At 61.6% G+C, this 22,126-nt stretch carries 19 protein-coding genes and 1 pseudogene; 3 read left to right on the plus strand and 17 right to left on the minus strand.

The features are described 5' to 3' along the window. Nucleotides 1-2: 2 nt before the first annotated feature. Genes GGQ68_RS08185 through GGQ68_RS08225 form a run of 9 tightly spaced genes read right to left on the minus strand, consistent with a single transcriptional unit; the run spans nucleotide 3 to nucleotide 9,965 of the window. Nucleotides 3-887 carry an SMP-30/gluconolactonase/LRE family protein gene (locus tag GGQ68_RS08185; RefSeq protein WP_183964823.1) on the minus strand — a complete coding sequence of 295 codons (885 nt, stop codon included), beginning with the start codon at nucleotides 885-887 and terminating at the stop codon, nucleotides 3-5. Then, on the minus strand, nucleotides 880-2,406 hold the full coding sequence (locus tag GGQ68_RS08190) for a tripartite tricarboxylate transporter permease (protein WP_183964824.1): 1,527 nt from the start codon (nucleotides 2,404-2,406) through the stop codon (nucleotides 880-882). Before GGQ68_RS08190 ends, GGQ68_RS08185 begins: the two co-directional genes overlap by 8 nt. A 1-nt stretch (nucleotide 2,407) precedes the next feature. After that, a complete protein-coding gene (locus tag GGQ68_RS08195) occupies nucleotides 2,408-2,854 on the minus strand; it encodes a tripartite tricarboxylate transporter TctB family protein (RefSeq protein WP_183964825.1) in 447 nt (148 codons plus the stop codon). 49 nt (nucleotides 2,855-2,903) lie between these two features. Then, nucleotides 2,904-4,130 (minus strand): SDR family NAD(P)-dependent oxidoreductase, encoded by a 1,227-nt coding sequence (locus GGQ68_RS08200; protein WP_183964826.1) that lies wholly within the window; start codon nucleotides 4,128-4,130, stop codon nucleotides 2,904-2,906. Next, on the minus strand, nucleotides 4,130-4,876 hold the full coding sequence (locus tag GGQ68_RS08205; RefSeq protein WP_183964827.1) for an SDR family NAD(P)-dependent oxidoreductase: 747 nt from the start codon (nucleotides 4,874-4,876) through the stop codon (nucleotides 4,130-4,132). Before GGQ68_RS08205 ends, GGQ68_RS08200 begins: the two co-directional genes overlap by 1 nt. Further along, nucleotides 4,866-5,867, minus strand: coding sequence for an acyl-CoA dehydrogenase family protein (locus GGQ68_RS08210; protein WP_183964828.1), 1,002 nt, complete (start codon nucleotides 5,865-5,867; stop codon nucleotides 4,866-4,868). The genes GGQ68_RS08205 and GGQ68_RS08210 overlap by 11 nt, the downstream gene beginning before the upstream one ends. A 3-nt stretch (nucleotides 5,868-5,870) precedes the next feature. Next, nucleotides 5,871-7,055: an acyl-CoA dehydrogenase family protein gene (locus tag GGQ68_RS08215; RefSeq protein ID WP_183964830.1), complete on the minus strand. Its 1,185-nt coding sequence runs from the start codon at nucleotides 7,053-7,055 to the stop codon at nucleotides 5,871-5,873. Further along, nucleotides 7,052-9,190, minus strand: coding sequence for an acetate--CoA ligase family protein (locus tag GGQ68_RS08220; protein WP_183964831.1), 2,139 nt, complete (start codon nucleotides 9,188-9,190; stop codon nucleotides 7,052-7,054). Before GGQ68_RS08220 ends, GGQ68_RS08215 begins: the two co-directional genes overlap by 4 nt. Nucleotide 9,191: 1 nt before the next feature. Beyond that, a complete protein-coding gene (locus tag GGQ68_RS08225; protein ID WP_221235546.1) occupies nucleotides 9,192-9,965 on the minus strand; it encodes an enoyl-CoA hydratase/isomerase family protein in 774 nt (257 codons plus the stop codon). A gap of 236 nt (nucleotides 9,966-10,201) precedes the next feature. On the opposite strand from GGQ68_RS08225, the gene GGQ68_RS08230 reads away from it, so the two are divergent. Continuing rightward, on the plus strand, nucleotides 10,202-11,179 hold the full coding sequence (locus GGQ68_RS08230) for a Bug family tripartite tricarboxylate transporter substrate binding protein (protein WP_246429299.1): 978 nt from the start codon (nucleotides 10,202-10,204) through the stop codon (nucleotides 11,177-11,179). Nucleotides 11,180-11,301: 122 nt separating this feature from the next. Here the strand turns inward: GGQ68_RS08230 and GGQ68_RS24575 are convergent, their stop codons facing one another. Then, nucleotides 11,302-11,928: a TetR/AcrR family transcriptional regulator gene (locus GGQ68_RS24575; RefSeq protein ID WP_183964834.1), complete on the minus strand. Its 627-nt coding sequence runs from the start codon at nucleotides 11,926-11,928 to the stop codon at nucleotides 11,302-11,304. A gap of 69 nt (nucleotides 11,929-11,997) precedes the next feature. Continuing rightward, nucleotides 11,998-12,915 carry a LysR family transcriptional regulator gene (locus tag GGQ68_RS08240; protein WP_183964836.1) on the minus strand — a complete coding sequence of 306 codons (918 nt, stop codon included), beginning with the start codon at nucleotides 12,913-12,915 and terminating at the stop codon, nucleotides 11,998-12,000. 109 nt (nucleotides 12,916-13,024) lie between these two features. On the opposite strand from GGQ68_RS08240, the gene GGQ68_RS08245 reads away from it, so the two are divergent. Both GGQ68_RS08245 and GGQ68_RS08250 read left to right on the plus strand, forming a co-directional pair. Beyond that, complete coding sequence (locus GGQ68_RS08245; protein WP_183964837.1) at nucleotides 13,025-14,092, plus strand: LLM class flavin-dependent oxidoreductase; 1,068 nt, start codon at nucleotides 13,025-13,027, stop codon at nucleotides 14,090-14,092. 3 nt (nucleotides 14,093-14,095) lie between these two features. After that, nucleotides 14,096-14,896 carry a flavin reductase family protein gene (locus GGQ68_RS08250; protein ID WP_183964839.1) on the plus strand — a complete coding sequence of 267 codons (801 nt, stop codon included), beginning with the start codon at nucleotides 14,096-14,098 and terminating at the stop codon, nucleotides 14,894-14,896. A gap of 52 nt (nucleotides 14,897-14,948) precedes the next feature. On the opposite strand, the gene GGQ68_RS08255 is transcribed toward GGQ68_RS08250, so the two are convergent. The 6 genes and pseudogenes from GGQ68_RS08255 to GGQ68_RS08280 all read right to left on the minus strand — a co-directional run bounded on the left by GGQ68_RS08255 (nucleotide 14,949) and on the right by GGQ68_RS08280 (nucleotide 22,123). After that, on the minus strand, nucleotides 14,949-15,470 hold the full coding sequence (locus GGQ68_RS08255) for a nuclear transport factor 2 family protein (protein ID WP_183964841.1): 522 nt from the start codon (nucleotides 15,468-15,470) through the stop codon (nucleotides 14,949-14,951). Between the two features lie 57 nt (nucleotides 15,471-15,527). After that, nucleotides 15,528-17,021, minus strand: coding sequence for a 3-hydroxyacyl-CoA dehydrogenase (locus GGQ68_RS08260; RefSeq protein ID WP_183964843.1), 1,494 nt, complete (start codon nucleotides 17,019-17,021; stop codon nucleotides 15,528-15,530). A 3-nt stretch (nucleotides 17,022-17,024) separates the two neighbouring features. Next, nucleotides 17,025-17,795, minus strand: coding sequence for an enoyl-CoA hydratase-related protein (locus GGQ68_RS08265; RefSeq protein WP_183964845.1), 771 nt, complete (start codon nucleotides 17,793-17,795; stop codon nucleotides 17,025-17,027). 398 nt (nucleotides 17,796-18,193) lie between these two features. Beyond that, nucleotides 18,194-19,186, minus strand: a pseudogene (locus tag GGQ68_RS08270) (IS5 family transposase); the annotation flags it as partial. A gap of 522 nt (nucleotides 19,187-19,708) precedes the next feature. Continuing rightward, a complete protein-coding gene (gene dctP / locus GGQ68_RS08275; protein ID WP_183964847.1) occupies nucleotides 19,709-20,800 on the minus strand; it encodes a TRAP transporter substrate-binding protein DctP in 1,092 nt (363 codons plus the stop codon). Between the two features lie 27 nt (nucleotides 20,801-20,827). Further along, nucleotides 20,828-22,123, minus strand: a complete 1,296-nt coding sequence (locus GGQ68_RS08280; RefSeq protein ID WP_183964986.1) for a TRAP transporter large permease — start codon at nucleotides 22,121-22,123, stop codon at nucleotides 20,828-20,830. Nucleotides 22,124-22,126 lie beyond the last annotated feature (3 nt).

A 22,126-nucleotide genomic window follows, 5' to 3' on the forward strand; every position in this document is an offset into this window, starting at 1 on the left:
CCCTAGTCCATCATGCCCTGAAAGCAGGCCTCTTCGATCCCGCGCGCGCCATGATCGCGGATCGAGAACAGGCCACCTCCATCGGGGCTTTTTGACACCACACGCCCGGTTCCGCTGTCGCGTATCGATGTCATGTAAAGCACATCCATCCCTGCGCCGCCGAAGGCCAGGCTGGACGGGTAATCCACCGGGGCCTTGGTGCGATGCAGAACCCTGCCGTCAGGCGCAAAGCAGCCGATTTCGCCGGTGTGGATCAGTACCGCCCACATATTACCGTCGGCATCCACAGTGGCCCCGTCGATGCCGGAACCCAAGGCGGTGCAGTCGATATGAGGCCGTATGGCGCCGACATCGCCCGTCTCCGTGTCATAGTCGGCGGCAAACGACGTACGGGCACGCGTGTCGGTGAAATAGAGCGTCCCGCCATCCGGGCTGAAACAGATACCGTTTCCGATCATCACGCCCGTTTCGGCCAGCACCCGATGCCGCCCCTTGCCGAACCCGTGTATGTCACCGACAAGTTCGCCGCCGCGCCCCATGCCGATGCAGACAAAGCGGCCCTGCCTGTCCAGCTTGCCATCGTTCAGTCGCATTGTCTCCGGTGCATCCGTAATCTCCACCAGAAGCCGTTCCGCCTTGGTCTCTGGATCGAGCCAGAAGACACGCTGGTCGATGGTGGCGACAATACCGTTGCCTTCGACCAACGCGATGGCGCCGACATGTCCGGTCACCTGCAAGGTCTGAACGGTGCCGTCCGCGCGCAGTTCGCGGACCTTCCCCGCGACACCATCGATCCACCACAGGCTCTGGCTGAGGGCATTCCAGACAGGGCTTTCGCCCAATGCATCCGATCCCGTGTTCAGACGTTCGAAACGAAGATCACCCATTTGCGTCGGCCTCTTTTGCGCGGCTTTTCTTTCCGGCGGAAACAAGTCGAGACACAACGGCCCAAACGAGGATCGCAAACGTAATGGCCAAGATGCTGGCGGCGATGGGCCGGTCGGCAAAGGAGCCGATATCCCCCCTCGAGACAATCAGCGCACGGCGGAAGTATTCCTCGATCATTGGCCCCAGCACGAAGCCCAGCAGCAGTGGCGCCACCTCGAAATTCAGCGCCCGCATCCCCAGACCAAGAAAGCCGAAGCCCAACAACACGAAGACATCCACCACCTGGTAGTTCACGCTGTATATGCCGATGCAGGTAAAGGCGACGATCACCGGGAACAGCAGGTTGTAGGGGATCTTCAGGATGCGCACCCACATGCCAACCAGTGGCAGGTTGAGCACCAACAGCATCAGGTTGCCGATGACAAAGCTGACCACCAGCCCCCAGAACAGGTCGGGGCTGTCCTGAATGACCGTCGGACCGGGAATGATGCCGTGCACCATCATCACCCCAAGCATGATCGCCATCACCGGATCGCCGGGAATCCCCAGGCTGAGTGTCGGAATGAACGCTGCCTGCACCGCAGAGTTGTTCGCGGCCTCCGGCGCGGCCACGCCTTCGATGGCGCCGTTGCCGAATTCCTCGGGATGTTTAGACACACGACGCTCTACCGCGTAGGACACGAAGGTCGCCACGAGGCCACCAGTGCCGGGAAGCGCGCCAAAGAAGCCGCCGATGCCGGAACCGCGCGCCATTGGCATGATCGAGCGCTTCCAGTCTTCGCGGGTTGGAAGCATCTCGCGAAGGCGGATCTTGCCTTCGTGGACACGTGGGATCTCTTTGCGCCCGGCAGAGGCGATGATCTCCGGAAGGCCGAAAAGCCCGATGGCCACGGCGACCAGCGGCAAGCCGTCGAACAGTACCGTCTGGCCGAAGGTAAAGCGCGCCACGCCGGAGTTCAGGTCCAGCCCGATCAATCCCAGCGCCAGCCCCAGCGATACCGACACGAGCGAACGTAACGAACGCCCTGACCCGATGACCGAGGCCGCGATCAGACCAAGCAGCATGAGCGCCACGTATTCATGCGGACCAAAACGCAGCGCGACCCGCGATAAAGGGACGGAAAACCCAGCGAGCAGGATAACACCGAAGATCGACCCCACAAAGGAAGCGATGGCCGTCATGAACAGCGCTTGTCCGGCGCGTCCCTGCTGCGCCATGGGATAGCCATCGAGGCCGGTAACCGCGCTTGTCGCCGTGCCGGGCAAATTCATGAGGATCGACGCGGTCGAGCCGCCGTAGGAGGCCCCGTAATAGATCCCGCCCAGCATGATCAGTGCCAGCGTCGGTTCAAGATGAAAAGTGATCGGCATCAGCATGGCAAGCGTCGCCATGATCCCGATGCCTGGCAGAACGCCTACCAAAGTCCCGAGAAACACCCCCAGGAAACAGTAGAACAATCCGCTGAGTGAAACCGCGACGGTAAGCCCGAGCGCGATGTTGGAAAATAGCGTATCCATTTCAGAATGCCTTGATCTGGAGGCCGAGGCCCAGGCGGAATATCAGGGCGCAGACGATCGCAGTGACAAGACCAAGGATCAGCCCGACCAACGGCTTGGTGCGCTCATTGGCAAGGCTTGCCAACAGCACGGACAGGGTGATCGAGGGGATCATGCCGAAGCGTTCGATGGTCAAGGCAAACGCGCCAAAGGCCGCCGCCACAAAGAGCATACCGCGCAGTTGGTCGCGCCCTGCCATCTGTGGCGCACCAGTGACGCGCGAAGTGATGAGCATCAGTGCTGCAAGAACGACCATGGACCAGCCCAGAATGGTCGGGAAATAGCCCGGCCCCATGCTGGTCAGGGTGCCCATGCGGTAGTTCCCCGCCTCGAGAATGATGAAGATGCCGATCCCTGCCGTGATGACGGCAGCGAAGATATCTTCTAATCGGTTGAATACGAAGCGCATGTTCTCCTCCCATGGATCTCTTGCTTGTGTGGCACAGCGCCAAGTGTCGTCAGCGCGCCGTCTGGTATGAATAAATGACCTGTCCCGTCACCAAGCGGGCCCGCTCACCCCCAAGAAACCTGCACAGACCGGCAAGTCCCTCGCGTGATGGGCTGCGCCATATCACGGAGTTGACCCGCAATCCGGCGGGTGCCCATTCCAGCGCCAGCGTCCGCGTCAACATGTCCACCGCGGCCAAGGTCACGGCATCGGTGGTCTCCCCTGCGCCGATGACAATGGTCAGGGCAAAGTCGCGGCTGCGCGGCAGCTCGCGGGCACAGCGGATGGCGCGGCTGCGGATCTGCCCCAAGATGCTTTGCGCTTCGGGAAGCGCACTATCAAGGAACGTGGCGTCGATCACGGCGGCAACATGGCTGTGCGTGCCTTTTCCGATGGCCTGTGCCAAAGCCGCGTCTCCCCAGACGTCATGCCGGCCCTTCGCCGCGTCGCCCCGGGTGGGCGCGGTGTCTTCGCTCGGTGCGCCGAGCGCACTGCCCCCGTCCACGCCAAGCGTGACGCCGGTCAGGCAATCCCCGTCCAGCGCGGCGTGCAGCACGGCGGCTGCGATATCCTCTGGCAACGCGATCTCTCCGAGTGGGATGGACGCGGCAATGCGGTCCAGGTCCACGCGGCCTTCACGTGCCAAGGTTTCTACCATTGGCGTGCGTGTGTAGCCTGGCGCAATCGCGCAAAGGCTGATGCCCTTGGAGGCTGCGTCGTCTGCCCTGTCCCTGACCAGTGCAACGACTCCAGACTTCGTCGCGGAATACGCCCCGCGTAGCGCGAGTGGCCGATATGCAGCGCCGGAGGCGAGGCAGACAATCGACCCGCCGCGCGGCAGAGTGTTCAATGCGCATTCGCAGATTTCTGCCGTCGCCGTCAGATTGAGTGCGATCAGCCGCTCGAACGACGCCTCTTCGATCTCCATCAGACTACGGCCCGAGCTGTCGGTCATACCCGCGTTGTTCACGACCACGTCCAGACCGCCAAGTGCAGACCGCGCGCGATCAACCAGCGATCGCGCCTCACCGGGCACGCACAGGTCAACGCCAAGTGCCACGTGTCCGTCGCCAAGCTCCACCGCCCGAGACTTGACCGCCTCCATGTCTATGTCGGCAAGTGCCACGCGCAGGCCCTCCGCTGCAAAGGCTCGGGCAATCGCCCAGCCAATGCCGTGTGCCGCACCGGTCACCAGCGCGCAACGCCCCGAGGGGCCGGAAGACAAGAGACGAGTCATCAGCGGATCGCGATCCCGATGCCGCCGTCGATGGACAGCACCTGCCCGGTGACGAAGTCGCTTTCATCTCCAAGAAGATAGCCGATGGACCGCGCGATATCATCGACGGTGCCAAGCCGCCCCAGCGGAGTTGCCGCGGCGCGGGCTGCGTCACGTTCCGCGTTGCGGTTGCGTGCCGTGCCTTCGGTCGGGATGGCGGAGGGGGCAACGGCATTGACGCGAATGCCGCGGTCGCCCAGCTCGCTTGCCGCCGCACGGGTCAGACCGGTGACACCGGACTTGATCCCGGAATAGACCATGGAGTTCTTCGCCGACCGAAATGCCGCGGCAGAGGCGACATTCACGATTGTCCCGCCCTCTGTCATCACGGCAGACGCCGCCTGCGTGGCCCAGATGATCCCGGAAAAGCCGACGTTGAGCATGCGGTCCACAGTTTCGGGCATGATGTCGGGGATCGCTTGGTAGCGCACCCATGCCGCATTGTTGACCAGCCCATCGAGACGCCCGGTGCGTGCTACCGTATTGGCGACGGCGGCTTCGATGCCGTCCTTCGTACCAGCGTTCTCGACCACGGCAAAGGCTTCGCCGCCCGCTGCCGTGATTGTCTCGACGGCCTCGTTGGCGAATTCGGCCTTTAGGTCGTTCACCGCAACGATCCATCCTCGGGCGGCCATCAATTTTGCGGTGGCGGCCCCGATCCCGTGGCCTGCTCCTGTGACCAGGACGGTTTTCTTGTCAGACGACATTGGCAATCTCCCCATACCACGCGTTTGTCGAGGCACCGATCAGGCGCTGCCCCAAGGCTTCTGTCTTTTCGGCCACGCCGCCGGCCTGGGCCTGCGTGCGCATCTGGCGCAGATGCCGGTGCAAAGGCACCTCCCAGGTGAACCCCATGCCACCGAAGACCTGGATGGCACTTTCAGCGACCGCGATACCGGCGCGCGCCGTGGCCAGCCAGCAAGCTTCGCGCGCCAGATGCACGTCACCGCCCGGCACCTCAGTCAGGGCACGGGCCAGCGCGTTGCGCATGGTTTCGGTGGCCAGCTTGTCGCGCGACAGCCGGTGGCGGATCACTTGGTTTGCGGACAAAGGCTTGCCGAATTGACTGCGGTCCTGGGCGTACTCCACGGCCAGTGCCAGGCATTTCTCGGCGGACCCGCGAACAAAGGCCGAGCGCAAAACCATCGCGTCCGAGCAGAGCGTCTCGACCGCATCCACCGACAGCTCGATGCCATCCAGCTGCCCGGTCAGGACGAACCGCGCCTCCGGCGTTTCAATGTCGAGCGTCGCGCCACGACGCGGGGCAATGGTGGCGCCAATCCGCGCCAAAACCGCGCTGCCGTCGGCACGGAAGATCACCACCCGATCAACGGTTTCGCCCATGGGCGCCGCACCGACGACGCCATCCTCTGCAACGCCTTGCCATGCAATCGTGACAGTGGTTTCGCCTGTGATGACGGCCTCTGCCTCTGCCGCATCGAACTCTGCCAGCGCCCGCGCCACAAGCATCGCCTCCATCAGCGGAAAGCCCAGGAGCCCCTCGCCTGCCGCGGCCACCACAGGCACCGCGAAATCGAGCGGCAGTCCAAGCCCCCCGATGGTCTCAGGTGCCGCTACGCCGATCAGACCGGCCTCGGCCAGCAGCCTTGCGCGCGCTGGAGGCGCTGCTTCGGCGCAGGCTTCCATCACGGCACGCGCCGTATCTTCGAACTCTTTCGGGTCGAGATCAAAATCCATCACTCAGGCCGCCTTCTTGAGATTGAGAATACGCTTGGAAATGATGTCGAGCTGGATCTCGGTCGTCCCCGCGTAGATCGTTTCGGCCCGGCTGGCGAGATAGATGGTCTCGAACCGCGCACGGGCGTCGGTCAACGCCTGCCCGCCATCCAGCGGAAAGCGCGTGGTGACTTCATAGGCCATCTGCGCCCAACGCTGGTGCGCCTCGGACCAGTAGAGCTTTGGCAAGGAGCCGCGCGGCCCGATCTGCTGACCGTTCAAAAGATCGGCGACCATGGTTTCCACATGACCCTTGAGATTTTCGACCGCGATCCGCGCTTGCGCGATCTCGGCACTGTAGCCTTTCAGGATCTGATAGGTCCGGTTGTCGGACCGACAGGCGGCAACGAGGTGGTCGATCTCGCTCTCAAAACGCCAGGAGCGATACATCCGGTTGGTGGCCCGTTCGATCGACAGCACGCGGCTCGCCGCGGCCCAGCCTTCGTCCGGGGCGCCCAGCATGTTTTCCTCGGCGACCATGACGTTGTTGAAGAACACCTCGCAAAAAGATCGCGCACCGTCGATCGACACGATTTCCCGCACGTCGATGCCGGGGCTCTCCATCGGCACCGCAAAGAGCATCAATCCTTTGTGCCGATCATCGGCACTGCCCGTACGCGCCAGCAGAAGGCAATATTGCGACTTGGACGCGCCGGAGGTCCAGATCTTCTGACCATTCACCTTCCAGCCGTCGGCGGTTTTTTCAGCCCTGGTTCGCAGGGCCACCAGATCGGAGCCTGCCCCCGGTTCGGAGAACCCCTGGCACCAGATGTTCTCCATCTTCAAGATCTTCGGCAGCAAGTCGCGCTTCTGATCGTCGCGGCCCACAGTCATGATGATCGGACCGGCAAGCTCCTTGCCGATGGAATTCACCGCGTTGGGCATCGGCGACAGGCCGATTTCGCGGTTGGCCTCCAGGTGTTCGCGCAGACCAAGCCCGTGGCCGCCATATTCGACAGGCCAGGTGATACCGACCAGACCCGCTTCGTGCTGTGCCGCCTCGAAGGCGATTTTCTCGGCGAGGCTGGCCTCCTGCGTCGCCCGGTCCGTGCGCAGCGCATCTGTCAGATTGGTCTCGATCCAGCCGCGCGCCTGAGCGGCGTAGGCCCCGGGTTCGTAGCTGCGTTCGATGCGTTCCTGCGTCGTCATTGCGCTGCCTCCTCCGCTTCGGTCTGCCGGGGCACGATCAGCGCATCGAGCGCCACAGCTCCGTTCCCGACACCCCTCACAAGGAGCGGGTTGATGTCTATTTCGGCCACCTCTTCTGCATGCGTTACCGCAAAGCGCGACAGCGCCACGATGGCCTGCGTCAGGGTCGCAAGGTCCGCTTTGGGACGCCCCCGCGCCCCGTCGAGCAATGCAAAGGCCCTCAGGCTGCGCACCATGCGCTCCGCCTGTTCCACCGTGACTGGCGCAAGCGCCAAGGCAGTGTCTTCGAACACCTCGGTGAACACGCCGCCAAGCCCGACCATGACCACTGGACCGAAGGTCGCGTCCTGGGTCGTGCCGAGGATCAATTCCGTGCCTTGGCTGCTCATCGGTGCGACCAGCACACCGTCAAGCCGGGCGTTTGGCGCGTGCAATTCCGCCGCCGTGATCAGCCGGTTGAACGCGGCGCGCGCATTTTCCTCTCCGGACACTCCAAGTTCGACGCCGCCAATGTCGCTCTTGTGCTGGATGTCGGGAGACAGGATCTTCATCGCGACCTTGCCACCGATTTGCGCGACGGCCTGCGCGGCGTCTTGTGCCGTTGTAACGACGATCTCTTCGGGAAAGGGAAGACCTGCCGCCTTCAGCGCGGCCTTGGCCGTCGCTTCGTTCCGCGCCGCACCCGCCGGGAGTGGCGCTGGGGCAATCTCTTCGACCTGCTCCGCACCGACGTCACGCAGAGCACCGGCCGTAGCCAGCGCCGCGATGCCACGCATCGTCGCGTCGATGGTGGGAAAGCAAACGATCCCCATGGCGCGCAGATCCGCGATGGCATCCTGTGGACCACCAATAATGGCGACGAGCGCCTTGTTCGGGTGCGCTGCACTGACCTTCCGCAGGGCCTCGGTGTAGACGGCGCGCAAACGCGGAAGCCCCATGCCCATCGCCAGCATCAGGCAAACTGTCGAATTGTTCGGGTCCGCCAGCGCGGCGTCGACCAGATGTTCCAGAATCTCCGGGCTGGCCGACATTTGCGCCGTCGCGTCGATCGGGTTCACCGCCGAAGCCAGCGGCAGCCGCGCCTTGATGCGGTCCTGCGTGTCTTCGGCCAGTGCATTGACCGCGACGCCGTTGGCTGCCGCCGCATCCGCCATCATCACGCCGAAGCCCCCCGAGGCGGCGACCATCGCAGCCGACGGATCGGTCCCGATGCGACGCGCGCCCATGGCTTCCAGAGCAACACCAACCTGCACGAGGTCCTCGATCGACTGGACGCGCACCGCGCCGTAACGCTCGAACACCGCATCGAACACTCGGTCGCTGCCCGCAAGCCCGCCGGTGTGCGACAGGGCTGCCTTCTGCCCCGCCTCGCTGGTGCCGATCTTCATGACGACAACTGGCTTGCCCGCCGAACGCGCCTTGGCCAGCGCACGGATCAGCCGCGCGCCATCCCGGCAGGTTTCCAGCACTAGGAGAATGACGCGCGTCGCCTCATCGTCTGCCATCCAGTCGACCGCATCGGCCGCCTGAACGTCGGCCTCGTTGCCTGTCGCGATGAACCGCGCGATCCCGGCACCTTCGCGGCACAGACCCGCCAGCGTGACAGAACCGATGTTGCCGCTTTGCGACGCGATGGAGATCCCGCCTGCACGCGGCATTTCCTTTTCCAATGCGATGGAAAAGGTGCCTATGGCGCAATTGGCGACAGACACGGCTCCCAGACAGTTCGGGCCGACGATGCGCATGCCACTGGTCTCGGCCAGCGCCGTGACCTGCGCCTGAAGCACCTGCCCCTCGGCCCCGTTTTCGGCAAACCCGGCGGACAAAACGATGGCCGACCCCACGCCGAGTGCCGCTGCACGTTCCAGCACGCTCACGGCCGCAGCACCCGGCACCAGGATCAGGACCAGGTCCGGCACTTCCGGCAGATCGTCGAGGGAAGGATAGGCTTTCAGCCCCTGCACCTCATCCGCCTTGGGATTTACCGGGAAGACATCGCCCTTGAAGCCATGCTTGAGCAGCATGTGGATCGGGCGCCCGCCGGTCTTTTGCGGGTCCGACGACGCCCCCACCACAGCGATCGAACGCGGTTCGAAAATCGCGGTCAGCCCCGCCTTGTCACGCGTATCGTTCATGTCAGCGTCCTTTGAATTCCGGCTGGCGCTTTTCGAGAAAGGCCATGCGCGCTTCCTTGGCGTCCTCGGTTTTGGACAGGGCCATGGTGTAGTTCTGCTCCAGCCGGTAGGCGTCGCGCTGCGGCATGTTTTCGACCATGTTTGCCGCTTCCTTGGCGTATTTGATCGCCAGCGGTGCCTTGGATGCGATCTCCGTCGCGGTGGCCATGGCGGTGTCGAGCAGATCCTCGGGCTTGGTCACCGCCTCGATAACGGAGCGGTCCAGAAGATCCTGCGCAGTCATGCGCATGCCCGTGAAGAACATCCGACGCGTGGTGGACCGCCCGAAAAGACTGTTGAGCATGGAGGCCCCGCCCGCCAGGCCCACGTTGATCTCGGGCATGCCGAAAACCGCGTTCTCGGATGCGAAATATATGTCGCAGGAGGCCATCAGGCCCAGGCCTGCACCCAACGCGGTCCCGTTGACGGCGGCGACGACCGGCTTGGCACATTCCCGTATGGAGTTGCCTGTCTCGCGCGTGATCCGGTTGTGTTCGAGGAAATCACCTGGGTTCGATGGATCTGGCCGATCCTTGAGGTCTGCACCGGCGCAGAATGTCTTGCCCTCGGCTGTCAGAACGGCAGAGCGGATGTCGTCTCGCTGAGAAATCTCGTCGAATATCTCGACAATCTCGTGACGCATCTTGCGATTCAGCGCATTCACAGGTGGCCGCGCGAGGGTCACCAGTGCGACCATACCATGCATCTCCACGCGGACGTGCTCTTTGCCCATCATAACTGGGTCCTCCCTATCGCGCCGTTACGGCTTCCTCCGAGTGACCGAGCAGCAATCTTGACCAGGCCAAGCACCCGACCGACCGGTCAGTCACCGCCTTGATCTAGCCAGATAGTCGAGAATTCGCAAGAATTTTTTAAACCAGATTACGTCTTGACTGACCGACCGGTCACCACATAGCGTCTAGGCGACTCGGACCAACCAACCGTCCAGTCACCTGAGGGAGGAGACTATCCATGACCACGTATTCGCGCAGAAATCTGATCATTGCCGCAGCGCTTTCAGGCGCATCCGCATTTATGCCTTTCGCTGCTTTCGCACAGTCCGGCGATCCGATCACCCTTGTCGTACCGTACGGCGGCGGTGGTCTCATCGACGGTTTGGTGCGTGAGATCGGCGGCATGATGTCCGATGATCTTGGCCAGCCAGTGATCATCGAGAACAAGCCCGGTTCCAACGGCATCATCGGCGCGACCTACGCCGCCAATGCAAAACCCGACGGCCTGACCTATTTCATCGGTGCCACCGGGCCGCTGTCGCTCAATGTGATGTTGCGGGACGGGCTGACCTATGACCTTGACAGCTTTACCCCTGTTGGCACCATGATGAGTGGGCCACTGACGGTGACAATTCCCGCCTCGATAGAGGCCAACAATCTTGAAGAGCTGAAGGCATACGCCGATGAGCTGGGGCAACCCTTGCGCTACGCGACGCTTGGACCGGGTTCGGTCACACATCTGTTCGGCAAGGTCTTGCAGGACAAGCTCGGCATCGACTTGATCGACGTCGCCTACCCGGACAACCCTTCCGCTGTTGTGGACTTGATCGGTGGCCTCAACGATCTGAACTTTTCGACCCCGATTTCGCTGGTGAAATACGAGAACGCAGGCGACGTGAAAATGCTCGCGATCTCCTCGCCGGAGCGGCACGAGAAATTCCCGGACCTTCCGACCACGACCGAACTGGGATACCCGGATCTGGTGTCGTCCTTCTGGTTCGGGATGCTGGCGCCCGCCGGAACTCCGGAGGAAGACATCCAGCGGGTGTCCACAGCGCTGCAAAACGCGATGCAAGACCCTGATCTGCAAACAAAGATGTCGAATGTCGGCATGACACCGCAGGTTGGCGGCAGGGACGCCATGCAGGCGCAACTCGATTGGGACAAAGATTTCTGGGGCACCGTCATCAAGGAAAATGACATCCACCTTCAGTAAGCACAGCGACATTTCATGAAAAGCGCCTGTTCCAGCTCGGAGCAGGCGCTGTTCTTTATGCGGTGCGTATTAAGACGTCCTTGCGCAGCCCAGTGCCGTCAGCGTCAAACCGGAAATGCGGGTCAATCCCGCTTAACGCAGACACCACCCAGCAAGATATCGGCGTAATTATCAACGATCTCTTCCGGGGTGAGGGATTTCTCCGGGTCATGCCAACGATGCATCCAGTTGATCCCTGAAAGCACGAGGCGGCCGGTCATCGCGGGATCGACGGGATTGAATTCTCCGCTTGCGATGCCCTCCTTGATAATGTCGCGAAGCATCTTTTCGAACTCGCGCCGGCGGGCAAGTCTCCGCTCCATGCGGTGCCGATCAGGGTCAGACCAGAAGGCATTGCTTGCCGCCACCCAAGCAGAGCGGTGTTCGGAGAAAAAACGGGCCGCAGCCCTCATGAAGGCGCGTAGCTTTTCCGCCGCCGTGGCATCCTGCGGGATGCTCTCGCGCACGAAAGCATTCAGGTTTCGCGTCGCCTGAAATGAGATCCGCGCGTAGATGTCCTCCTTGCTGGCGAAGTGATGATACAGCAGCGCCTTCGAGACACCAGATGCCGTGGCAATGTCGCGCATCGAGGTGGCGTCGTAGCCCTTTTCCGCGAAGAGGTTAGTCCCGGTATCGAGGATGAACTGCACCCTTTCGCTTGGGACGCCGTCTTCATCTGATGTAATATCGTCGGCAATCTGGTCTGTCATAGGTGTCCGTCCGCATGGTCTGAAGGCACAGCCTTGCATGTGACTGACCAGCCGGTCAAGGTGCGCAAATCATGCCCCCTGACGAACACGATCCCAGTTGTCGACCACGAAATCAATGTATCGCCGCAGCTTGGCCGGAACATAGGGCGTTTGCAGATAGGTGACAAAGATTCCCTCGTCAAACGTTGTGTTGGTCACGCGGATATCGGGCAGGATCTCGACCAGCCGCCCGGAACGAATGTCGTCTGTCACCGTGTATTCGTCGAGCAAAGCAATGCCCTTTCCTGCCCGCGCCATTTCCAGCAGAACCAGACCATTGTTGGACATGAAGGTGGTCGGCACGTTGATTTCCGTGGCCGCCTCGCCCTCACCGCGACGAAACCGCCAACACACCGGTTCGGTGTTCAGCCAGTAGGTCAGGCAGGCGTGTTTGTGCAGGTCCGAGGGTTGCTCTACCGCTCCCGCGCGGGCGATATATCTGGGCGTCGCCACCAAGATGCGCCGCGAGTGGAATAGGCGCCGACGCACCAGCCCGGCCTCTTTGGGAGGTGCGATGCGGAAATCCAGGTCATACTGGTCCTCACGCAAGCGGACCGGACTTTCCGACAGGTGCAGATCGACTATGAGCTCCGGGTTCGCCTCCTGGAACTCGGGCTGTAGCCGCGCCAGGACGCTGATGCCGAACATTGTGCGGGAATGGACACGCAACACACCCTGCACCTGATTTTGCTGCGCCGTCGCATTCGTCTCCGCCGCTTTGAGGCTCGCGAGGATCTCGCGCACGTCGTGGAGATAGAGCTCGCCGCTTTCCGTCAGGCCCAGAGCACGGGTCGAGCGCAGCACCAGCGCCACGCCGAGGTCCTCTTCAAGAGCGCTGACATGTCGCGACACCGAGGCTGGGGACAGCCCGTGCTTTCGCCCCGCCGCTGAAAAACTACCGGTGTCGGCGATCGAGACGAACAGCTCCATCGCGCGCAATTTGTCCATGCCGCACCTTTTCAGAAAATGAAAAACTGAACTGCATCCAGATCATCTTCCGGCAAAAACTGCAATAAATTATCCTTGGGTCAGTTTCAGTTTCAGGGAGGAGACAATCATGGACTTTGGTGCATTCATCCTCGCGCAACAGCGCGGCTACCACCAATCCTCGCACGAGGTCATCGCCAATTCGGTCGAGCAGACCGTGATGGCCGAACAGGCCGGTTTTGCCAACGCGTGGTACGCCGAACATCACTTCAACAACTATTCTCTGTCGCCTTCACCGCTGATGATGGTGGCGCACACAGCCGCAAAGACCACGACGATCCGCCTGGGTTCAGCGGTCTGCATCCTGCCGCTGTATCATGCGCCGCGGTTCCTGGCGGAAGTCGGCTTCGTCGACTCGCTCTCTGGTGGGCGTCTGGAGCTGGGCATCGGCTCGGGCTATCAGGATTTCGAATTCCAGCGTTTCGGCACCAACCTTGATGAGTCGAGCAAGATCTTTGAAGAATACCTCGAAGTGATCCCCAAAGCGCTTGGCAACAAGATCTTCGAGCATCACAGCGAATACCTCGACATTCCGCCCTCCTCCATCGCGACGCGCCCGCTGCAGGAGCCGCTGCCGCCGATCTGGGTGACCACCGGCAATCCAAAACTGCGCGAACGTGCCTTCCGCGAAGGGTGGAATCTGTTCACAACCGCCCTGCTAGGCGGAATGGACCAAATCAAGCGCGTCCGTGGCCAGGTCGACGAAGCGATCGACGCCTCCGGCACCGACGGGTCCAAGTCACGTCTTGGCTTCCTGCGCGTTGGATATGCGTCGGACAACATGGCAGAGATCGACCACTACCTTGAAAACGCGCTGTTTCAGCGACGCCTGTCCTTCAGCCTCAAGAGCCGCAACCAGCAGACCGACGACGGCTACCTGATGAAAGAGGTTCCCACCGACAGCGATCCGTCGCTCGACGAGCTGAAAAAGAACCTTCCCGTTGGCAGCGTGAACCAGGTCATAGACCGTCTGCTGGCCGAGATCGAAGTGCTCAAGCCCGATCATATCGCGCTGCAGACGCAGCTTGGGGACTTCGACCACAAGACGATGCTCAAGCAGATGGAAGTCTGGGGCGACAAGATCATCCCTGCGATCCAGAAAGAAGTCGGCGCCGGCACGAAAATCGCGGCGGAGTAAGCGATGCGACTTGTTCTCACCCCTGGGGTTCTGCCCCGCCTTGAGCGCGCACATGATTTCAAGGCCTTCTCTGTCGCGGTGCCAACCGCAACAGAGGACCGGCTGGACGCACTTGTCGCTCCGGTCGGCGAGCTGGCGGAAGACAGACGGCACGTCTGGGTGCGCCCCGACGCCGTCCGAGCGCTGACCTTGCTGTCAGGCGATGGTTCATGGGCCGAAAAGTTCGACGAGATGGTGACATATGCCGCCCGTAACGGTTGGACTGATGAGACCGGCCGCTTCCGTGCTCACATAGAGGAAGTGCAGATCCCTGCCCCGGTCGATGCGGCCTCGTTCCGCGACGCCATGCGCCGGTTTGCCTCCGGTGTCTGCGTCGTTGCAGCGGGCGAAGGCGCTAAACGCTGTGGCATGACCGTCTCGGCCGTTTCATCGGTATCCGCCGAACCGCCGATGGTGCTGGTGTGTTTGAACCGCGCTTCCGGGTCGCACGACTGCGTCACGGGCGCTGGGACGTTCTCGATCAATATTCTGTCGTCCGAGCAGGAAGAAGAAGCCATGCTCTTTGCCGGTCAACGTGACCGCCACGGGGCCGACCGTTTCGACGATCTGTGGACGCAGGATGCTCTGGGCGCACCGGTCTTGACCACCGCGCACCACGCTCTGATCTGCACCAGCGACAGCCAACATGTTTCCGGAAGTCATACGATCCTCGTCGGGCGAGTGGTCGGCGCTCATTCAGGCGAAACCGAAGGTGCTCTGCTCAACTACAATGGCGAGCTGCGCCAAGGCACATGGGCCGCCTGAGACCTCCCCTACGACGGCCCTTTATGGGCGACCCGCACGATGGGTCGCCCTTTTAAGCTCCAATTTTATAGACCGGGTCGTCCGGAAACACGCCTCCGATAGGCTGGCGCGGACCGAAGCGGTCGATCTCGCTCGTCTCCGGCACGGCCTGCGGTTCGACCCAGTCATACACCACCACCCTATGCGCGATGCGCCACTCACCAGAGCGCCGTTCGAACAGGTCGCAGTAGCGCCCCGAAAGAATTGCCTGTCGATTGATGCCGTCAGGCCCGACACCGCGTTGCAAGGCATGGAAGTAGCTCTCCACAGCGGCAGATCCGGAACCCCGAAACTCGATCAGGATATTGGTGATGTGGTGGATGTTGCGCGCACCCCGCGCCCAGGCGCCGCGCACGCGGTCGTAAAAATCTTCGACAGGACCAGAGGTGGCCCCGTGCTGGTCCCAGGCCCCTGGCCAATAGGCGCTTTTCAAGGCGTCCTCATCCGCTCGGTCTATGCCGCGCGCATAGCGAAACAGGCAATCGCGGATGGCCTCCCGATGGGCAAGGTCTTCGGTTGAGATCACGGTCGTCATAGGCTGCTCCTTCCTGAGGTAGCGGCGCCTCCCCGACGCCGCCACCGTTGCATTCCCTCAATCTGGCGCGCTAAGCGAAAGGTCCAGTCGGGCGCGTCGTTTCAGCCAGAGGCTCGGGCGATACCGTTCGGAGCCGGTCGTCTCCTGAAGCTCCTCCATGGTGGCAAGAACCCGCTCTGCCCCAATGGCATCGCCGTGATCTAGCGGGTTGAACGGGTAGTTCAGGCCCAGGGTCATCGCCTTGCCGAGGTCCGCGGGGCTGCCGACGCCAATCTGCGCCATCTCGCAGCACAGGTTGACGATCATCGAGACGATGCGTGGCGCTACAAAACCGGGACTGTCCTTTATGACCTCCACGTGAAGGCCCGCTTGCGTCAGCCACCTCGTCACATCCTCCAGCACATCTGATCCGCCGGGTGCCGTCATCACGGTCACAAGTCCCATCTGCACGGCGGAAAGATCAACCGCCACCGTCCGCCTACGATCTAGCCCAAGCCGTGCAACCATGCTGCTACAGTCTTCGCCAAGTGGACTGACCAGGATCGGCATTGCGCCATCATCGGCAGCCGTGCTCAGCCCTCTGTCCGTCAAGGCTGCGAAGTCCGTGGCACGTTCAGGCAACACCACCGACAGTTCGCTTCGCGCACCTTCTTCGGGCACGGAAGGCAGCTTGGGCAAATCCTGATCGTAGTCGTAAAATCCCTGCCCGACCTTGCGGCCCAGCAGACCTGCTTCGAACATGTAGGCATGGCCGGCTGTTGTCGCGAGACGGCGATCGTGCTTGTATCCTTCGAAGATGAGGGTCGACACCGGGTAGTTTACATCCATGCCGGTCAGGTCCATCAGCTCGAACGGACCCATGCGAAATCCTGCGGCCATCTTCATGATCCGGTCGATCTGGGCTGGATCGGCCACACCTTCGCCATGGATGTGCAAGGCCTCGGTGTAATAGGCACGTCCGCCAAGGTTCACGATGAACCCGGGGCCGTCCTTGGCCAGAACCGGCACCTTTCCCATCGCCTCGGCCAATGCGCGCGTCGTGTCGATCACGGACCGGTCCGTCGCCGCACCACCGATCACCTCGACCAGTTTCATCAACGGCACGGGGTTGAAGAAGTGCATCCCGACCACGCGGTCCCGTCTGTCACAAGCCTTCGCAATGGATGCAATGGACAGCGAAGATGTGTTCGAGGCCAGGATGGTTTTGGGGCTGACGATCTTTTCCAGCTCGGAAAATAGACCCTGCTTGACGTCGAGCCGTTCAACGATGGCCTCCACCACCAACTGCACGTCCGATAGCGCCGACAGCTCGCACGAGCCGGACAAGCGCGCCTTTGCCGCCTCTGCCTGCTCCGGCTCGAGGCGCCCCTTCTCTGTTAGACGGTCAATGCGAGCGTCGATCCCGGCCCGCGCCTTTTCAATGGCTTCTGCGCTCATGTCATTCAGGACAACCTCAAAGCCGGAGGTCGCCAGGACCTGCGCAATACCCGCACCCATGATACCGGCGCCGATAACGCCCACCTTCCTGATGTCTTCGAATGCATAGGCCATCGGTTACTGCCCCTTGAACGTGGGTTCGCGTTTCTCAAGGAAGGCACGCATCCCTTCCTTCTGGTCGTCGGTCGAGAAGAGCATCTGGAACAGTCTGTTCTCAATCATCAGCGCTGTATCGAGCGGCGCGTTCGCCCCTTCGCGCACCGCGTCCTTGATGGCCTGCACCGCCTTGGTCGGCTGCGCGGCGACCTTTCGGGCCATCGTGGTGGCGACCTCCATCACCTGCGCGTCTGGCACAACCTCGGAGACGACGCCAAGGTCCATGGCCACATCGGCCGGAAAAAGGTCGCCGGTCAGCAAGTAACGCATCGCCTTCGCCTTGCCCGCGCTGCGCAGTATCTTCTGCGTGCCTCCGGCCCCCGGCATGATCCCGAAGCGGATTTCCGGTTGGCCGAACTTGGCAGTGTCCCCGGCGATCACGATGTCGCACATCATGGCCAGCTCGCAGCCACCACCCAGCGCAAGCCCCCGGACCGCAGCAATTACCGGTGTCCGCGAAGCTTCCAGAGCGCGCTTGGCCACCGGCATGCGATCAAAGACTTCGGCCATCGGGCGTGCCTCGGCGATCTCCGACAAGTCGGCCCCGGCGGCAAAAGCCTTTTCATCCCCGGTCAGAATGATGCAACGCACTTCCGCATCGGCGTCAAGCTCCGCGACCGCCTGCGCGATATCGGCGCGTAGCGCACTCGACAGCGCATTGCGTCGCTCAGGGCGGTTGAGCCGAATGATGGCAACGCCGTCGCCGGTCCGTTCAATGAGGGCCAAGGACATGAAATTCCTCCTGTAATCATCTCGCCGCGCCTGGCTCAGGGAGCCAACCGTTTCGTTTTCATTTGTATATTGGCCGCTTACTGCGGGAAACGGTTAAGGGGGCCAGATTACCGGGATGATCTGCAAAACAGCTTTGGGCTGACGGAAAAGAATAATCTCCGTCATGAAAGCGCGACAGGCACGGCGGTTGAGCCCCGCCCTGCGCCGGGCCACGCACCGGTGTCCGCCCAGAGCGGCACGTTTGATACGACCCGACGAAATCTGCTCAGCGCAGGCCGCGGGTTAAATGCCTCGACACACGTGCGCATGGCAAGCGCTGATGAGGGCCGGCGAGTGTGGTAAAAAGGCGTTGTTGCCTAAAGCGGGTCGAGAGCGAATTGGCTCCTTTACCAATTTGTTTATTTGACACAGGTGATCTCGGCCGTTCCAATGGTCGGGAACTGGTTCATGAGGGCCATGCGGATCGGCGGTCTGCCAAACTGGCCCCCCCCCCCCGCCATGATATGCCCGCCGAACGCCTTGAGGCATCGCATCCTGGCTTCGATGCGACTTCAGGTGTGGTAGCCACTCCAACATTTCCGGGGTGCTTTGCCGAAGGACTTTGAGGCGCGCAGTATCTGGTTGCGGGCCGTGGCTGCAGGGCCGTCCTCCGTCGACAATCGTCCGTTTCGCCTGACCGCAGTGGTGGTCTCGACATCGCGCTCGATGATAACCCTGTGGCGCCGGCGACTATCGTAGGCGCCGCCCACTGCCCGTCAGTCGATGCGAAGCAATCTGCCGAGAGGCGCCGATCTGCTCGTCATCGGGTCCCTGCTCCAGCAGGTCGGGAAGAAAAGTTCTGTCCATTGCCCGACCAAGGTTTCCTTGCAAACCATGAGCGGAGCCGTCACCGCTGGGCGTGAACTTCACCGCTCAGATGTCCGACGTGGCGGCATTCCTCACCAGATGCTATACGCCACTGGCCTCTGCGGCTGTTTCCATGTTTGCGAACCTGCCACTCCCCGTCACCCATGCACTTGATCCCGCTGCTGCCTCTCACCCGCCAGCGTATTGCAAAGCAATGTCCCGCGCGGGCACCAGCAGGTTCAACGGTGCGTGCACACGGCGACAGGGTATTTGGACATTCAAGGTTTTCTGATGCCGGCGCAGTGTGCGGCAGGCAGGCACCAGCCAATCAAGTCGCGCCATTTCCAAAAGGTTGGCAATCATTCCCGATATTTGCCGCGATGGCAGGCCAGACACCACCATCACGCTCAGGAAGAACTGGATGGCAGCGTCACAGAATGCGTCCGGTCGCCCGCGTTTGTCAGCCAAGTCATGTCGCGATCAAACCAGACCAGCAGCGATTTCCGGCTCCGAAGCGGCTTGTTGTAGCTGGACCAGTTCGTGGTTCAATAGCGGGGAAAGACGGCTTTAGCGTGCCACCGATCCAACCTACGGGATCCGTGATATGAATGCCGGGAGGCCTTTACGCAACAAAGCCGGCAAGGTACCTCCTTGTGCCGAAGGCAGATCGTAGGCTGGAAACGACATTTTGAACTGCCGAAACCCTATCGCGGTTTCCCTGCTTTAAGCCCGCACGCTGTCTCTCGGGACGCCGCTGTCGCATTGCTCGACCGCGCAGCAGACGTTTTGCACCGGACACATGCTGCCCACGGAGCCGTAGCCACGACTTTCGAGGCCCAGACACCCCCTGCCCCGCGCGTTCACATCTGAAGGCAAGCCACCACAACTGCGCCAAGAAAACAAATCCGTCGGTGTCGAGCCCTTGGAAAGCAACGAACTGGCGCAGCGCTTTTAAAGTGGCAGCGCAGGTGCATGTTAACGGCGTTTCGCTAGGAACGTTTCGTCAAAAGGTTACGAAAAAGGCCGCCCAATAAGGCGGCCTTTCGTATTTGCGGTCGTTGAAAGGTTTAGCCGTCGACGCAGGCCTGAAGCTCTTCGATCGAAGGGCCGTTGGGTGTGCGGCCCAGATTGTAAGGTGCCGATGCTTCGCGCCACTGGCTATAATTGCCCAAGTATTCCGCCATGGAAAGGTAGACCGCACCAGCAGTCGGGCTTTCGCAAGACACTTCGACGATAACCTCGTTGGCGACGTTCTGGACTTCGGCCAGAGCCTCGTCCGTGTAGCGTTCGACGGTCACTTCTTCATCCCACTTCGAGTAGGCCTCGGTGGCACGCTTTTCCGTAAAGGACAAAGACCAGAGCATTGTCGCGTCGGCCGCGATGCGCAGCTTTTCCTGCGTGTCCGCATCCAGAGCGTCCCATGCGCCCTTGTTGATCGCCACGCCGAACACGGAAGCGGACTGGTGCCAGCCAGGTGTGGACCAGTGGGTCGTAACCTGTTGGAAGCCTGCGGAGTAGTCGACGTTCGGGGTAGAAAACTCGCCGCCGTCAATGACGCCACGTTCCAGCGACTGGTAAACTTCGCCACCCGCCATGGAGACCTGGCTGCCGCCAAGACGTTCCAGAATCCGACCCTGTTCGTTGCCGGAAACCCGCAGGCGCATGCCCTGGAGATCTTCAAGCGTGGTCATGGATTTGTTGGTGTGGAAACCGGATTCGTTGTTGGTCACACCGTACGGGAGGTAGACCATCCCGAACTCACCGTAGGTCTTTTCGTAGAACTCACGACCGCCCCACTGCTGGATCCAGTTGACATAGTCGACGGCGTTGAACAGCGCCGGTGTCGTGGCCAGCGGCGTGAAAGCCGCGTCGCGCCCCGCCCAGTAGCCGGGCCAATCCGCGCCCGCCTGAACCGTGCCGGACTGGACCGCGCCAAAGACCTCGCCCGCGGGAACGAGGCTGCCGCCCTCGAAAAAGTCGATGGTCAGCGTGTCGCCGGTCAGCTTGTTGGCGAGGTCGACGAAGTGCTTGTCGAACTCGATCAGTTCCAGCGACGAGGGCCACGTGGTGGTCATCATCCAGTTGTCCTGCGCCATGGCAGGCGCTGCAAGCGATACGCTGAGCGTCACCGCGGCGAGTGTAGAGTGGTGCAATTTCATGGTCTTACTCCCTGTTTAACCTTGAATTTAGCGATAAAGCGTGGCGGGCAGCCAAGTCACCAGACCGGGAACCAGCGCCACAGCCACACACATCAACAGGATCAGCCCGATAAACGGCAGAACCCCTTTGATGATGTCCGTGGTCTTGACCTCCTTAGGGGCGATGGCGCGTAGATAGAACAGCGCATATCCGAAAGGCGGCGTCAGAAACGACGTTTGCAGAACGATCGACATGAGAACAACGAACCACAGCAGATCGACCGATGGCATCTCCTGTACGATGGGCAGGAAGATCGGGAAAGACAGCAAAACAATCCCGGTCCAATCCAGAAACGCCCCGAGGATGAAGACGATGAACATCATCACCGTCATCAGCATCCAGGGTTCCATGTCGAGCCCGCGGATGATTTCCTGCGTGGCACGCAGACCGCCCGTGATGTTGAAAACACCGGTGAACGCGGTGGCTCCCACAACAATAAAGAGGATCATCGCGCTGGTCTTGCCGGTTTCCTTCAGCGCGTCATAAAACCCTGCAAGCGTAAACCTGCGGCGCGCGATCACAATGGCCAAAGCCAGAGCTGCTCCGATGGCAGAGGCTTCGGTGGCTGTGGCAATACCAGCGAGAAGCGAGCCGAGAATGCCGAAGATCAGCAGGAGCGGCGGCATCGCCTCCTTGAGCAGCATCAGCACCAATTCCCGGCGCGGCGGCATATCGTCCGGCTGAACCGAGGGCGCCATATCCGGGCGCACCGCGGCCACGATCGCGACCCATCCCGCATACAGCAGGCCAAGGATCACGCCTGGCAGCATGGCCCCCGCAAAGAGCTCACCCACGGAAAGTGGCGAGTAGGACGCCATCAGGATCAGCATGATCGAGGGTGGAATAAGGATACCCAGACAGCCGCTGGCCGCGATGACACCTGTGGTCAGCGTCGGAGCATAGCCGTACTGCAGCATCGGGCGCAGGGCCATGACGCCCATCACGGTGATCGATGCGCCGATGATGCCGGTGGTTGCGGCCAGCAGGATCGAGATGAACACAACCGCCAGCGCCAGTCCACCGCGCACGTTGGACATCAAAAGCCGCAAGGATTCGAACATCTTGTCGGTGACACCCGAATTGCTCAGGAACTGGGCCATGAGCACGAAAAGTGGTATGGCGATCAGGGTATAATTGTCGATGACATCGCCGAAGATACGGTTGATGACGATGCCCAGGACCATAGGTTTGCCCGCGATCAGCGCGCCCAGCACCGCAGTGCCCCCCAGCACGAACGCAAGGGGATGACCCATCATCAAACCCAAAACCAGCAAACCAAACATGAT

The organism is Sagittula marina, assembly GCF_014196795.1.
In the GTDB taxonomy this organism is placed as follows: Bacteria; Pseudomonadota; Alphaproteobacteria; order Rhodobacterales; family Rhodobacteraceae; genus Sagittula; species Sagittula marina.